Origin of the sequence: Marinobacterium rhizophilum DSM 18822 (genome assembly GCF_000378045.1) — a bacterium.
GTDB lineage: Bacteria > Pseudomonadota > Gammaproteobacteria > Pseudomonadales > Balneatricaceae > Marinobacterium_A > Marinobacterium_A rhizophilum.
Genome location: NZ_KB899097.1, coordinates 35,934 through 50,112, shown reverse-complemented (window position 1 = coordinate 50,112; position 14,179 = coordinate 35,934). Strand labels below are relative to the sequence as shown.

17 protein-coding genes are annotated in these 14,179 nt (G+C 57.9%); 12 read left to right on the top strand and 5 right to left on the bottom strand.

Features of this window, described 5'->3' with window-relative positions; translation table 11 throughout:
- Window positions 1–166 precede the first annotated feature (166 nt).
- From acpP to F451_RS0111470, 10 genes are all read left to right on the top strand, one after another.
- Window positions 167–400 carry an acyl carrier protein gene (gene acpP, locus F451_RS0111515; RefSeq protein ID WP_020681520.1) on the top strand — a complete coding sequence of 78 codons (234 nt, stop codon included), beginning with the start codon at window positions 167–169 and terminating at the stop codon, window positions 398–400.
- Between the two features lie 90 nt (window positions 401–490).
- Entirely contained in the window at window positions 491–1,729 is a 1,239-nt protein-coding gene (gene fabF, locus F451_RS0111510; RefSeq protein WP_026291706.1) for a beta-ketoacyl-ACP synthase II, read from the top strand.
- A 60-nt stretch (window positions 1,730–1,789) separates the two neighbouring features.
- The gene (pabC, locus tag F451_RS0111505; protein ID WP_020681518.1) at window positions 1,790–2,635 is read left to right on the top strand and encodes an aminodeoxychorismate lyase; all 846 of its coding nucleotides are present in this window, start codon (window positions 1,790–1,792) and stop codon (window positions 2,633–2,635) included.
- Between the two features lie 8 nt (window positions 2,636–2,643).
- Window positions 2,644–3,663 (top strand): endolytic transglycosylase MltG, encoded by a 1,020-nt coding sequence (gene mltG, locus F451_RS0111500; protein WP_020681517.1) that lies wholly within the window; start codon window positions 2,644–2,646, stop codon window positions 3,661–3,663.
- A gap of 3 nt (window positions 3,664–3,666) precedes the next feature.
- Window positions 3,667–4,308: a dTMP kinase gene (tmk, locus tag F451_RS0111495; protein WP_020681516.1), complete on the top strand. Its 642-nt coding sequence runs from the start codon at window positions 3,667–3,669 to the stop codon at window positions 4,306–4,308.
- Window positions 4,301–5,308: a DNA polymerase III subunit delta' gene (locus F451_RS0111490; RefSeq protein ID WP_020681515.1), complete on the top strand. Its 1,008-nt coding sequence runs from the start codon at window positions 4,301–4,303 to the stop codon at window positions 5,306–5,308. The genes tmk and F451_RS0111490 overlap by 8 nt, the downstream gene beginning before the upstream one ends.
- 22 nt (window positions 5,309–5,330) lie before the next feature.
- Window positions 5,331–5,681, top strand: a complete 351-nt coding sequence (locus tag F451_RS0111485) for a PilZ domain-containing protein (RefSeq protein WP_020681514.1) — start codon at window positions 5,331–5,333, stop codon at window positions 5,679–5,681.
- 32 nt (window positions 5,682–5,713) lie between these two features.
- Window positions 5,714–6,490 carry a TatD family hydrolase gene (locus F451_RS0111480; RefSeq protein ID WP_020681513.1) on the top strand — a complete coding sequence of 259 codons (777 nt, stop codon included), beginning with the start codon at window positions 5,714–5,716 and terminating at the stop codon, window positions 6,488–6,490.
- 230 nt (window positions 6,491–6,720) lie between these two features.
- Entirely contained in the window at window positions 6,721–7,821 is a 1,101-nt protein-coding gene (locus tag F451_RS0111475; RefSeq protein WP_020681512.1) for a malate dehydrogenase, read from the top strand.
- Window positions 7,822–8,040: 219 nt separating this feature from the next.
- The gene (locus F451_RS0111470; protein WP_020681511.1) at window positions 8,041–9,075 is read left to right on the top strand and encodes an MBL fold metallo-hydrolase; all 1,035 of its coding nucleotides are present in this window, start codon (window positions 8,041–8,043) and stop codon (window positions 9,073–9,075) included.
- A gap of 222 nt (window positions 9,076–9,297) precedes the next feature.
- On the opposite strand, the gene F451_RS25430 is transcribed toward F451_RS0111470, so the two are convergent.
- The 4 genes from F451_RS25430 to F451_RS0111455 all read right to left on the bottom strand — a co-directional run bounded on the left by F451_RS25430 (window position 9,298) and on the right by F451_RS0111455 (window position 11,858).
- Window positions 9,298–10,248, bottom strand: a complete 951-nt coding sequence (locus F451_RS25430; RefSeq protein WP_338040029.1) for an MFS transporter — start codon at window positions 10,246–10,248, stop codon at window positions 9,298–9,300.
- 83 nt (window positions 10,249–10,331) lie between these two features.
- Window positions 10,332–10,484, bottom strand: coding sequence for a hypothetical protein (locus tag F451_RS27740; RefSeq protein WP_020681510.1), 153 nt, complete (start codon window positions 10,482–10,484; stop codon window positions 10,332–10,334).
- 1 nt (window position 10,485) lies between these two features.
- Window positions 10,486–10,878 (bottom strand): carboxymuconolactone decarboxylase family protein, encoded by a 393-nt coding sequence (locus tag F451_RS0111460; protein WP_020681509.1) that lies wholly within the window; start codon window positions 10,876–10,878, stop codon window positions 10,486–10,488.
- Window positions 10,875–11,858: an aldo/keto reductase gene (locus tag F451_RS0111455; RefSeq protein ID WP_020681508.1), complete on the bottom strand. Its 984-nt coding sequence runs from the start codon at window positions 11,856–11,858 to the stop codon at window positions 10,875–10,877. The genes F451_RS0111460 and F451_RS0111455 overlap by 4 nt, the downstream gene beginning before the upstream one ends.
- Before the next feature lie 97 nt (window positions 11,859–11,955).
- Between F451_RS0111455 and F451_RS0111450 the strand changes: the two genes are divergently transcribed.
- On the top strand, window positions 11,956–12,846 hold the full coding sequence (locus F451_RS0111450; protein ID WP_020681507.1) for a LysR family transcriptional regulator: 891 nt from the start codon (window positions 11,956–11,958) through the stop codon (window positions 12,844–12,846).
- A 36-nt stretch (window positions 12,847–12,882) separates the two neighbouring features.
- On the top strand, window positions 12,883–13,407 hold the full coding sequence (locus F451_RS0111445) for a secondary thiamine-phosphate synthase enzyme YjbQ (protein ID WP_020681506.1): 525 nt from the start codon (window positions 12,883–12,885) through the stop codon (window positions 13,405–13,407).
- A gap of 30 nt (window positions 13,408–13,437) precedes the next feature.
- Here the strand turns inward: F451_RS0111445 and F451_RS0111440 are convergent, their stop codons facing one another.
- Window positions 13,438–14,175 carry a helix-turn-helix domain-containing protein gene (locus F451_RS0111440; RefSeq protein WP_026291702.1) on the bottom strand — a complete coding sequence of 246 codons (738 nt, stop codon included), beginning with the start codon at window positions 14,173–14,175 and terminating at the stop codon, window positions 13,438–13,440.
- Window positions 14,176–14,179: the final 4 nt, after the last annotated feature.

The window sequence follows — 14,179 nt, the reverse complement described above, 5'->3', positions numbered from 1 at the left end:
ACGGCTTATGACACAAACAATTGTTTTTTTCGGCAATATGTTGATAATTGGCCGTCAGTTTACGGTGATAATAAACGTCGCCACGCTTGCTAGGGCATGGCGGTATCTATAAAATCCCGTTTCGCATCTACAGGGTGCACGGGTTGAAAAGTATATAGGAAGAGTTATGAGCAACATTGAAGAGCGCGTAAAGAAAATCATCGCAGAACAGCTGGGCGTTAAAGGCGACGAAGTGACCAACGAAGCCTCTTTCGTTGAAGATCTTGGCGCTGACTCCCTGGACACTGTAGAGCTGGTTATGGCTCTTGAAGAAGAATTCGAAACAGAAATTCCTGACGAAGAAGCTGAAAAAATCACCACCGTACAGCTGGCAATCGATTACATCAACGCGCACCAGTAATCGACACGTTTAAGAACAAGCGAAAAGCCGCATCTATCGCAGTATAGTGCGGCTTTTCTTTTTTACGGCCAGAGTAACTGGAGGATCGCAATGTCTCGCAGGAGAGTGGTGGTTACCGGCATCGGAATGCTGACCCCGGTGGGTAATACGGTTAAAGAAACCTGGGACAATATCCTTGCTGGCAAAAGTGGCGCAGCTCCGATTGACCACTTCGATGCATCTGCGTTTGCGACACGCTTTTCGGCCCCGGTTAAGGGGTTTGATGTCAGTCAGTACATGAGTGTCAAAGACGCTCGCAAAATGGACTTGTTCATCCAGTACGGCATGGCCGCGGCCGTTCAGGCGATCGATGACTCTGGTCTGGAAGTGAACGACGAAAATTCACATCGCATCGGTTGTGCGGTGGGCTCGGGCATCGGCGGGTTGTCGATGATCGAGAAAAATCACGACGTTTTAAATGAAAGCGGTCCACGCCGCATTTCGCCATTTTTTGTGCCGGGCAGCATTATCAACATGATTGCCGGAAACCTGGCGATCAAATACGGTCTGCGTGGTCCTAATATCGCCATTACCACGGCCTGCACGACCGGTACGCACAACATTGGACATGCCATGCGCATGATTCAATACGGTGATGCTGATGCGATGATTGCCGGTGGCGCCGAAATGGCCAATACCCCCTTGGGTATCGGTGGTTTTGCCGCCGCCCGCGCGCTCTCGACCCGCAATGACGACCCGACGGCGGCAAGTCGGCCCTGGGATCGCGACCGCGATGGCTTCGTGCTCGGTGATGGTGCCGGCATTGTGGTGCTGGAAGAGTATGAATACGCCAAGGCGCGTGGTGCACGGATTTATGCGGAAATTGTGGGTTTTGGCATGAGCGACGATGCCTATCACATGACCGCTCCGCCAGAGTCTGGCGAGGGTGCCGCACGGGCCATGGAAAACACCCTGCGCGATGCGGGTATGAATCCGGATGAGCTGCATTACATCAATGCCCATGGCACCTCGACGCCGGCGGGCGATATGGCCGAGTCCAATGCAGCCAAGCGAGTGCTCGGCAGTGCCGCCTCTGCGGTGCGCATGAGCTCCACCAAGTCGATGGTGGGGCATTTGCTCGGTGCCGCCGGTGCCGTTGAAGCCATCTTCTGTCTGCTTGCAATCCGTGATCAGGTGGCGCCGCCCACCATCAATCTCGACAACCCGTCTGAGGGGTGCGACCTCAACTATGTGCCAAAGGTCGCCCAGGAATGCCGCATAGACACGGCACTGTCCAACTCCTTCGGCTTTGGTGGTACCAACGGCACTCTTGCGTTCCGCAAGATTTGATCCGCTGTCCTGCATCCCTGCCTTGCAAGGCAGGGGTGCTTTTGGCTTCGGTGTCCGTCTATGAATAAATCTCCCTTCACTCTGGTCAATGGCGTTCCTGCCGACACTGTTGCGGTAACCGATCGTGGTCTGGCATACGGTGATGGCCTGTTCGAAACTGTGCAGTTGCGCGCGGGTCGACCCCTGCTGCTGGATCTGCATCTTGAGCGTCTGCGCCATGGCTGTGAGCGCCTGTCGATCGATACCCGCAGCTTATTCTCTGAGCTTCAAAATGACCTTGAGCGGATTACCAGCCTGTGTGAATTGCAGGACTTCGGTGTACTCAAGATCGTGATCACCCGCGGAGCGGGTGGTCGTGGTTATTTGCCCCAGGCGGGCGTGTCTGCGACCCGTATTCTGCTGCTATCCGCAATGCCGGAGTATCCGGATCAGCCTGCTCAGGCAGGCGTCACCGTGCGTTGGTGTGACATGACACTGGCGCTGAATCCCCGTCTTGCCGGTATCAAGCATTTGAACCGTCTGGAGCAGGTGCTGGCGCGCAGCGAATGGAATGATCCCGCGATTCGCGAGGGCATACTGTGTGACGCCGAAGGCTTTGTCGTCGAGGGTACCATGAGCAACCTGCTCTGGGTCCGTGGTGGAATTCTGTATGCGCCGCTGCTGGATCGCTGTGGCGTGGCGGGGGTGCTGCGTACGCAGTTGCTGTTGCTTGCAGCTCGTGCTGGGATCGAGGTGGTGGAAGGGCGTTTTCACAAAACTGAACTTGAGCAGGCGGATGAAGTCATGCTGTGTAACAGTCTTATCGATATCTGGCCGGTCGTGGCGCTGGGTGCGCAGCACTGGTCGGTAGGACCTGTTACTCGACAGTTGCAGTCGCTGCTAGCAAAGGATTATCTCGCGTGTTGAAAAAGTGTATGACCCTGTTGGTGGCCGGGATGCTGCTGACCCTGCTGCTAGGTGTTTTCGTGTGGCAGCATATCAATGCCTATATCGACAGCCCGTTGCCGGTCGATGGTACTCGCACATTACTGATTGAGCGGGGCCAGGGGTTCAATCAGATCGTGGCTGATCTGGAAGCTGCGACCCTGGTCGAGCGGCCGATTTACCTGCGCATCTACGCCCGTGTTAATGGCCTGGCGCACCGCGTCAAGGCGGGTGAGTATGAAGTGGAACCGGGTTTGTCACTGCGAGCCCTGTTACAAAAAATGGTTGATGGCGACACGCTGCGCCATTTCTTTACCGTGGTCGAGGGCACCAGTTTTGCCCAGCTGCGTGAACAGCTGGCGGCCAATACGGTGCTCTTGCAGACGCTGGGTGAGCTCGATGATAGCGAGATCATGGCACAGCTCGGTGAGCCCGATAAGCACCCTGAAGGCCTGTTCCTGGCTGAAACCTACCAGTTTTTGCGTGGAATGTCGGATCTGGATCTGTTGCGCCGTGCCCGCGCGTCACTGGATGAAACCCTGGCGCGTGCCTGGGAAAAGCGCCAGGCGGAGCTGCCCTATGCATCGGTCTACGAGGCATTGATCATGGCATCAATCATCGAAAAGGAAACTGCCGTACCGCAAGAGCGCCCGCGTATCAGTGGTGTTTTCGTACGCCGGCTGCAGCAAGGTATGCGTCTGCAGACTGACCCGACGGTTATTTATGGCATGGGCGACCAATACAAGGGGAATTTGCGCCGCGCTGATCTGCTGAAACAAACGCCCTATAACACCTATGCGATCGAGGGGCTGCCGCCCACACCCATCGCCATGGTCGGGGAAGAGGCGATCGAGGCTGCCCTTAACCCGGAAGACGGTCCCTGGCTGTTCTTTGTCGCCAAGGGCGATGGCAGTCATCATTTTTCCGCTCGACTCTCCGAGCACAACTCCGCGGTACGACGTTATCAGCTCAAGCGTCGTGAAAACTACCGCTCGACGCCCGGGGGCTGACCCATGACAACGATGCGAGGGCGCTTTATTACTGTCGAGGGTACCGAGGGTGCCGGTAAAAGCAGCAATATTGATTTTATTCGACGCCAGCTTGAGACGCGGGGAATCGACGTTGTGCTCAGCCGGGAACCTGGCGGAACGCCGCTGGCCGAGGAAATTCGAGCACTGCTGCTTCGACCAAGGGAAGAAAGCGTATGCCAGGATGCAGAGCTGCTGCTGATGTTCGCAGCGCGGGCGCAGCATATCGCGGCGCTTATTCTGCCGGCACTGGAGCGGGGCAGCTGGGTGCTGTGTGATCGCTTCACCGATGCCACATTCGCCTACCAGGGCGGCGGGCGCGGGGTCGATGTGGAACGGATTCGAACGCTTGAGACCCTGGTGCAGGGCTCGCTGCGTCCCGATTGCACATTCCTGCTGGACTTGCCGGTTGAACTCGGGCTCGAGCGGGCCCGCAAGCGTTCGGTGCCGGACCGGTTCGAGCAGGAAAAGCAGGCGTTCTTTGAGCGCGTTCGCCGCAGTTATCTGCAGCGCGCCATGGCCGAGCCTGAGCGTTTTGCCGTTATCAATGCAGGCGAGGACATCGAGCAGGTCCAGCACCAGTTGCTGCCCCATCTTGACCGGTTGCAGGCGTTGCGCAATGGATGAGTCTGTACGCGCCCGAGCAGAGATTTATCCGTGGCTGAGCGAGCGCTGGGAGCACCTTGCCCGCTTGCACGTTCAGCAGCGTTTGCCCCATGCGCTGATGATCAGCGGCCCCATGGGAATAGGGAAGCGAGACTTCGCCCAGGCGCTGTCGCGCTACCTGTTATGCCAGGATTCCCGTGCCGATGCGGCTTGTGGTACCTGTCGCAGCTGTGTGCTGTTTGACAGCGGTGGCCATCCGGATCTGTTTCAGCTCTCTCCTGAGGAGGCGGGCAAGCCCATCAAGGTGCAGCAGGTACGCGACCTGACAGGCTTTTTGCACAGCACGGCGCAGCAGGGTGGTTATCGGGTAGTGATTCTGGAACCCGCGGAAGCCATGAATCCATCGTCTGCCAATGCCCTGCTTAAAACGCTGGAGGAACCCGGGCGCGATACTATCCTGTTACTGGTGACACATCGTCTGGGGCAGGTTATGCCGACCATCCGCAGTCGCTGTCAGCGGGTCGACTGTCACTTGCCTGAGCCAGAGCAGGCGACAGCCTGGCTGGCCGGGCAGTTGGCCGTGGAGCCGGAAAAGGCGAGTCAGTTATTGAGTATTTGCCTGGGGTCGCCTCTTCGTGCCCGCGAGTATATCGAGCAGGACCTGATGCAATTGCGGCGTAAATTTATTGAGGGTCTGGCCGATATACTCAAGCAGCGTCGTTCGGCGCTGGAGGTCGCACAGCAGCTTGCCAAAGAAGATCTGGAGCTTTTGCTGGGATGGTTGTATGGTTGGCTATTGGATATTGTGCGGGTTCTGGGAACCGGTGATGAGAGTTGTTTGCGTCATATCGATGCGAATAACATGCTGCGAGCCGTGTCGCGAAAAGCCGATGCTCAAACTGTTTACGCACTTTCTGACCTGGTCCATCAGGAACGGGTCAGCCTGATGCAGCGCTTGAATCCCAACCGTCAATTGCTACTGGAGCGTATATTGTTGAGTTGGTCGGCGCTGGTGAGATAAAACTGAGTGGGAGCTTAGCTCGATGTCCTTAGTGCCGCGCATCAGTCATGGTATTTTGTCCTTGGCCATTCAGACCAAGGAAGAGCTTTACAAAGCGTTCATGCCGTTTGTAACCAACGGCGGACTCTTTATTCCAACGCCCCGGGCTTATCAGCTCGGTGAAGAAGTCTTCATGTTGTTAAGCCTGATGGACGAACCGGACAAGTTGCCGGTAACCGGCAAGGTTATCTGGGTAACGCCACGGGTCGCTCAGGGTGGTCGCGTGCCCGGTATCGGAATTCAGCTGTCGCCGGACGACAATACCCTGGTGCGCAAGGTTGAGACCTATCTTGCGGGCTCGCTGAACTCGGGGCGCCGCACAAACTCCATGTAAAACCCTTTATCCTGCCGAGCTTATCCCGTCTGATGTTTATTGATTCACATTGTCACCTCGATAAAATTGATCTTGCGCCCTACAACAACGATTTTGACGCCATGCTGGCGGCGACCCGCGCCAGTCAGGTCGGTGCGCTGCTCAGCGTATCGGTCAGTATGGAATCCTTCCCCGCGCTTTATCAAAGTATCGAGCCTTACGATGGCATCTTTGCCTCCGTGGGCGTCCATCCGCTGCATTCTGACGAAGGGCTCGTCGAGGTTGAAGCGCTGGTGCGTGAAGCGGCACGTGACAAGGTGATCGCCATCGGTGAAACCGGGCTGGATTACTTTTACAGCGCAGATTCCGCCGAATTGCAAAAAGCCAGTTTTATCCGTCATCTGCAGGCAAGCACTCAAACCGGTCTTCCGCTTATTGTGCATACTCGAGATGCCCGTGCCGATACCCTGGCGCTGATTGAGCAGCATGGCGACCCTAATGTGGGTGGTGTGCTGCACTGCTTTACGGAAAGCTGGGAGATGGCGGTTGCCGCGATGGAGATGAATTATTTTGTCTCGTTTTCCGGCATTGTGACCTTTCGTAACGCTGCAGACCTGCGTGAAGTCGTGCGCAAGATGCCGCTGGAGCGCCTGCTGATAGAAACTGATTCGCCTTATCTGGCTCCGGTGCCTCATCGAGGCAAAAAAAATGAGCCTCGCTTTGTCTCTGAAGTGGCCCGCTGCATTGCCGATATTCGGGGTGTTTCAGTCGAAGAAATTGCCGCCGCCTCGAGCGATAATTTTTACAAATTGTTTCGTCGCGCGGTCTGAGCCGGGTACTGGGTTCCCACACTTCTTTGCACGCTAAATCTTCTGTTCTTCTTGCTGCGGCCGTTTGTTAAATCGGCTGCCATATAGCATCTTGCCTCGGGCCTGGTACAGGCCTTGTGCTGGTTTGTCATAAAAGAGTCGAGGACGTAACTTACATTACGTTTTCGACTTTGGTATTAGTAGTTCTATACAAGATTTTACTAGTCCTGCATTCCAGAACGGAGCTCCCTATGAGAAGACCTGTACGAATTGCCATTACCGGTGCGGCGGGCAGCATAGCCAATAATTTGCTGTTTAAAATTGCCTCCGGGGAAATGATGGGCAAGGACCAGCCGGTCATTTTGCAGCTGATTGAAGTGCCCCAGGCCATGGAAGCGCTGCGTGGTATTGCGATGGAGCTGGAAGACTGTGCCTACTCACTGCTCCACACCATCACGTTGCATGACAATGTCGAGGACGGTTTCAAAAATACGCACTTTGCATTGCTGATCGGTGCCAGGCCGCGTGGTGCCGGAATGGAGCGCAGCGACCTGCTGGAGGTTAATGCCGAGATCTTTACCCGTCAGGGGCGGGCGCTGAATAATTTCGCCAACCGTGATGTGAAAGTATTGGTGGTGGGTAACCCGGCCAACACCAACGCGCTTATTGCAAGCCGTAATGCGCCGGATCTGAGCCCCTCGCAGTTTACATCGTTGACCCGCCTTGATCAGAACCGTGCCCGCGGTATTCTGGCCAATCATACCGGCGCCAGCCCCAGGGATATTCGCCGCGTCGTGATATGGGGCAACCATTCCCCAACGCAGTATCCTGATCTGCACCAGGCGACGATTCTGGATCGCGCGGCCATGGACCAGATCAGTTTCGACTGGTACACGCAGGAATATATTCCCAAAATCCAGTTTCGCGGTGGCGAGATCATCAAGGCCCGTGGCGTGTCGAGTGCGGCATCGGCGGCCCAGGGCATTGTGGATCACATGCGCGACTGGGTGCTGGGAACGGAGCAGGGCGAGTTCGTCAGCATGGGTATCGTCAGCGACGGCAGCTACGGCATCGAGAAGGGTATTTTCTATTCGTTCCCGGTGCGCTGTGACTACGGCCGCTACCAGATCGTGCAGGGGCTTGAAATTAACGCGTTTAGCCGCGAGCGCATGAAGGCGACTGAAGGCGAGTTGCTGGAAGAAAAAGCCATGGTCGAGCATCTGTTGCCAGCGGATACCGCGGCATCCCACGAGAACCTCAATATCTGCCTGCGCTCGGGTGTGACACTCTATGCCGATGGCACCGGCCCGGATGGCGCGAGCAAATATCTCACGACCAACCGCGTCCTCTAACGACGCACGCTTCTATCCATGAGCGCCCGCCTGCAGTCAGGCGGGCGCTTTTGTCTGGCCGCTCACCCGTAACGCAGGTGCAGGGCTTGTTCATTTCATGATGACCGTGACTATCCTGCTCCCGCTATCGGTTTTCGCACCGGGCTCGGTGAGTTGGCCATTGGCGGCGCTGAAGCTAGAGTTGTAGTAACCGCGATTACCACAGGGCAGGGCGCTACGATGATTTTTGAACAGGTTGCAACGGGAGGGTGTCAGTCCTATCTGGTGGGTTGTCCAGACACGCGTTCGGCGGCACTGATCGACCCGGAAATCAGCCAGGTTGACCGTTATCTGGCCATGGCTGCCCAGGATGGCCTGCGCATCCGTTATGTGATCGACACCCATACCCATGCGGATCACTTCTCCGCGACCCGAACCCTTGCGAATATGCTGCACGTACCGGTGGTGATGCATCGGGACAGCCCGGCGCCCTTTGCCGATTTGCGGCTGCAGGACGCCGACTTGCTGCGGGTGGGTAACCTGCGCCTGCAGGCGTTACACACGCCGGGGCATACGGCGGATTCGATGTGCCTTCTGCTGGATGACCGGATATTCACCGGCGATACGCTGCTGATAGGCGGCACCGGCAGGACGGATCTGCCCTCGGGCGATCCATCCGCACTCTACGACAGTCTGTTCAACGGTATTCTCAAGCTGGATCCGGCGTTGCGCGTCTTCCCGGCCCATGACTACCACCAGCGTGGCTCAAGTACCATCGCAGCGGAGCTGGCAGGCAATCCCCGCCTGCAGCAGACCGATCGCATGGCGTTTATCGAAATGATGGAGCATCTGGATTTGAGCGCACCCACGCACCTGACCGAGGCGCTGCGTACCAATATGAGTGGCGGCAAGAGTGTCGCTCAGTTGCTGGCCGAAGCGGCGACTAAAACCCCCTTTGTGTCGCTGCCAGAGCTGCGTGCCCGTATCGTTGCAGGTAGCGCCGACCTGATTGTGCTGGATGTGCGTGAGCGCGATGCCTTTGATGCCGGTCATGTACCGCGCGCCATAAATTTACCGCGGGGCCAGCTGGAGTTGCGCGTCAACGATGTCCTGCCGGACCCGACCCAGCGTATCGTCACCCTGTGTCAGCTAGGCAAGATATCGACATTGGCGGCTGCGACACTGCGCGAGCTGGGTTTTTTGCGCACCTCGGCGCTGGATGGTGGCATGACGGCCTGGCAGGAGGCGGGCTACCCGATTGAGAAAACCCGCTGAGGTCGCGGCGTGTTTATACCGGTGTCCGGGTTGCCCCGGGCTTGCGCATACGCTTGAGTACCGCTTGCGTGCGCGTTTCTGGTTCAGCTGGCCAGGCAACGTCTTTGGTGCGGGGGAAATACTCAAAAGGTTCGCGCGTCTGGCACCGGTGGTGTGAGATGGGGAACAGCACGGCGGGCCTCGGTGAAGCCCGCCGTGCTGCAAGTACGTTCTCAGGCTAGATCACTTTACAGATACGGGTACCGCAGCCGGTGCCGACAGCAGCACGATGGCGATCATACCCAAGGCTGTTGCGGCGGCGGCAACCAGAAAAAATCTGTGCGAGCCCGGCGAGCGACAACACGAATGCACCCAGTACAGCACCCAGTCCGATGACGCCGTTGAATATCGCCACGTAGATCGCCGAAGCCGGCAGGGCATCGGCACCCGTTTCCTTGAGGATCCAGGTCTGGAATCCCACCAGAACCGCGGCGATTGCGCCCCCCACGGGACCAGCATCAGCGTCGTGCCCAGCGTGCCGAGCTCATTCGACAGTGTGGACAGTATAAGCAGCGCGCCCGAAGCCAGGCAAAGTGCAGCCATCAGAACAGATTTGAGGCTGCGGTCGATCAGGCTGCCGGTCAGCACATTCGCTGCCAGTCCAGCGCCCCCAAAGGCAAAAAGCAGCGGTGCAATGGCCGACGGCGCCACGCTGCTTTGTGCGCCCAGGAAGGGCTCGACATAAGTAAACGCCATGAAGTGGGCGGTAATTGTAAGCACAGTAGCGGTGAAAATGCGCTGAAACCGGCGGTTGGACAGCACCCTGCCCATCGCCGCCATACCGACGCCTTCCAGTCCCGGCAGCTTTGGCAAGGTGACAAAACTCACCGCCGCTACAGCGAAGGACAAGGCTGAGGCGCAGGCAAAGGCGACGCGCCAGTTTTCGGAGTTGCCGATAAGGTTAGCCAGGGGTACACCCAGGACACTCGCAGCCGAAACGCCCCCGAAGATGATCGACGTGGCCAAACCAACGCGGTGCGGTGGCACGATCTGCGCCCCGACTGAGCTAATCATTGCCCAGAATGCACCCTGGGCCAGGGCGCCAATGACCCGTGCCCCCATAAGCGAGGTAAAGGTTTCGGACAACGCCGCGGCGAAACTGGACAGTGCCAAGACAACCATCAGTGAAACGATGAGCGGGCGTCAAGGTACAGCTGTCAGCTCGACTGCAGAAAACAACGCCGCGATCACTGCGATCCAGGCATATAGCGTAACGATCAGCCCACCTGGGTGGTGGGCGTTGCGAGGTCGCTGCTGATGGATGAGAGTAACCCGAAGGGGGCAAGTTCGGTGGTGACAATGGTGAAACTGCCGACGCCAAGGGCCGTTACGGCAACCCAGTCGCGCCAGTGGGTGGTTTGAGCAGACATGTTAGCGTCCTTTCTCGATAGACCTGAAGGCGGTCTTGGCCGCCGTGATTGCATTCATTGCCGCAGGAATGCCCGCGTAAACGGCCACCTGAAAAACGATCTCAACGAGTTCCTCACGGGAGACGCCGGTGTTCAAAGCCGCCCGCATGTGAAACTCGAGCTGGCCCGGGGCCGTCCCCATCGCCGCGAGCATTGCGACCGTCAGCATCTCTCGGGTTTTCAACACGATACCGTCGCGTGCGATCACGTCGGTAAATGCGAATCCCAGCAGCAGCTCAATTGCCTCGGCATGAAAGCTATCGAGGTTACCTGCTACTCGGTCGGGCGCGCCCGGCTCAAGGCGTTCCAGCAACGCCAGTGCCTGTGCGCGGCGGTCGAAGGGTGAGGCGCTCATGCGTCGACTCCCTTCATGCCTTCGGCGGTGTAGCGTTCACCGACTACGGGCAGGTGCGTAATCGCCGCCTCTAGTGCCTCCTGTTCATCAGTGCTGAGGGCGACTTGCGTGGCAGCGGCATTTTCCTCCAGATAGCGCAACCGTTTGGTGCCGGGAATCGGCACGATATCGGGGCCCTTCGACAAGAGCCAGGCCAGCGAGAGCTGAGCCGGGGTGCAATTTTTGAGGGTGGCCAGTTCGGCGATCACGTCCGCAATCCGGCGGTTCGAGCCGATTGCTCCTGGATTAAAACGTGGCAGACTGGAGCGAAAATCGCCCTCTTCGAACTCGAAGCCATCCTGAAACCGGCCCGTGAGAAAGCCACGGCCGAGGGGCGAATAGGGTACAAAACCGATGCCCAGCTCGCGGCAGGCGGGCAGCACCTCAAGCTCCACTTCCCGCGACCAGAGTGAGTACTCGGTCTGTACTGCGCTAATTGGATGCACGGCATGCGCACGGCGCAATGTTTGGGCGCTGACCTCGCAGAGTCCAATGTGGGCAATTTTCCCCGCATTGACCAACGGTACGAGGCCTTCGATCGTTTCTTCGATCGGCTGTTCCGGGTTGATCCGATGCACGTAATAGAGATCAATCTGATCAACGCCGAGACGGCGCAGCGAAGCCTCGCAGGCCTCGCGTGCATAGCGGGGGCTGTTGTTCAGGCTGCGTTTGTATTCACCGGGATTGCGGACAATACCGAACTTGGTCGCAATGCGGATGCGGGGGTGGTTACGAGCCATAAAGGCACCCAGCAGTGCTTCGTTGTGATGTGGTCCGTACATGTCCGCTGTGTCGAAGAAGTCGATACCCAGATCGACGGCCCGCGCCAACACGCGCAGGGACTCCTTGTCATCGCGCGGTCCGTAAAACTCGCTCATGCCCATGCAGCCCAGGCCGATGGCGGAGACCGAGAGCCCGGTTCCAAGTTGTCTGCTTTCCATTTCTACCTCCTTGAGTCATCGAGGCGCATCGTGACATACTTCGAAAATGGAAAGAAATAGCGAAACTGGTAAGTTATTTTCCGAAAACGGAAAGTTCATGTCCCGGAATATTGTCTGGGACGACACCCGTGCCTTTCTCGCGGTCGCGCGTCATGGCACGCTCAGCGCTGGCGCCGTGTCGCTCGACATTGGCATCGCCACACTCTCGCGGCGCATCGAAAGGCTCGAGGCTGCGCTGAAGCTACCGCTCTTTGTACGCCAGCAATCGGGCTACCTGCTCACCGAAGAGGGGGCCGATCTGGTGGAGAAGGCTGAGGCTGTCGAAGCTGCGGCACTGGTGTTTGCCTCGGGTGCAGGCGTGCAGAGAAAAATAGCCGGCAAGGTACGCCTGGCTACGGCCGAGAATCTGGCGACCGGACTGATCCTTCCCGCGCTACCCGAGTTCCGTGCACAGCACCCCGAATTGTCAGTGGAAATCGTGACCGATATCTCGACCGTAAACCTGCACCGCCGCGATGCCGACCTCGCGGTGCGCATGGTCAAGCCTGACCGGGGCAATGTTACGCTACGCCGTCTTGGTATGCTGGGGTACGGGCTTTATTGCAGCGCCGGCTATGCTGCCCGGCGTGTAGTCAACCCCGATCTGGGCGGCTTTGATATGGATACCTTCATTAGCTGGACGGAGATGCAGTCCCACCTCCCCGCCGCGCAATGGGTCGAGCGGGTCTTGCGCGGGCGTCAAGCCGCGATCACCACAACATCGCTTTCAACACAGGTGGCTGCCGCCAGGGCCGGGCTTGGGCTCGCGGTGCTGCCGCATTTCATTGCTCTCGATGCCGGGCTGACATGTATTGACGCGGATATCGGCGTGGTCCAGCCGATCTATCTGGTGATCCAGTCGGACCTGGCCCGGTCACGCCGTATCCGCGTGCTGGCAGATTTCCTCAGTGACCTGGTGATTCGCAATCGCGTACGGCTTGGTGGTTGATGGGCGCCTCCAGCCTTCGCGTATAGACTTAGGTGAATGGGCTCACCTCTGGGCCGCAAAGAAGAGTCCAGCCCATATTCTCAAGCGCAGCAGGTTGCCAACGTTAAGCAAGCGGTTCCATTCCAGAAACAGGATTTTGTGATGTGGATGCAACAGGAAATTAGTTTGAAGCCGCGTGCGCGTGGTTTTCACCTCATTACAGACGAGATCGAGCGTGCCATTGCCGATCTTGGGCATATAAAAATCGGCTTGTTGAGCGTCTTTATCAAGCACACGTCGGCGTCGCTGACGATCAATGAAAACGCTGATCCCACGGTACGTGCCGACTTCGAAAGCTTCTTTAGTCGTTCAGTACCTGAAGATCAGCCGTACTACCAGCATACCCTGGAAGGGAGTGACGACCTTCCGGCCCATTTAAAGAGCAGTATCTTGGGGCCTGGGGTACAGATTCCTATAACAAACGGGCGTCTCAATATGGGCACCTGGCAAGGGGTCTATCTCTGCGAACACCGTAACCATGGTGGTAGCAGGCACATCGTGATCACCGTGCAGGGGGAGTAGGTAAAGCAGCTCCTGGCGTCACCAAAAGCGTTATTGTTGCCGGCGCAGTCGTGCAAACGCTTTGGGCTCCCAGGCGCGAATTGCCATGATGAGGCTGGTGCCGGAGCGTTGTTCGAGGGGCCTGCGAGTATCCTCGCGGCTCAGTTCGTCGAACTCGGCAGCCAGTCGTTTCAGTTTGGCCACCAGGGTCGCGGAGGACTCAGCAGACAGCATGCCGGAAACAAACAGCCGCTGCTCGCCGGCACCGTTAAACGATGCATGCAGAAACTCCGACTGAATACCCTGTTCGTAAAATCGCTCGATAGGGCCTCCTGGTTGCCAGCGGAACTGGGGTGAGAGGCGCACCCTGACGCGATTGCCGGGTAGCAGCTCGATAATCTTCATGCGATCGAGTTGCGCCAGCAGGCGAATGCTCTCCAGCGGCGATATCGCGTAGCGGTCGATGATGGTGTCGACATCGAGCCCGCTGATGAGGAAGTGCGCCATCAACAGCAGGCGGATATTCGAGACCAGCGCCGCTTCTGTCTCGAGCGTCAGGCTGCTGGTGAGGTTTAACCGCCGTTCCATTGACCGGATCAGGTCGCCAAATTCCAGGTTGAGGAACTCGCAGAGGCGCTCGAGCCTGTGCAGGCTCAGGTTGCCGGTGGAAAACAGCCGCTTGACACTGGCTTGCGACAAGCCCAGCACCGGGGCGACCTCGGCGTAGGTTTTGTTATGGGCGCGCAATTCTGCCTTGAGGGTGTCGATCAACGCCTTGGTCTGTCGCATCGTA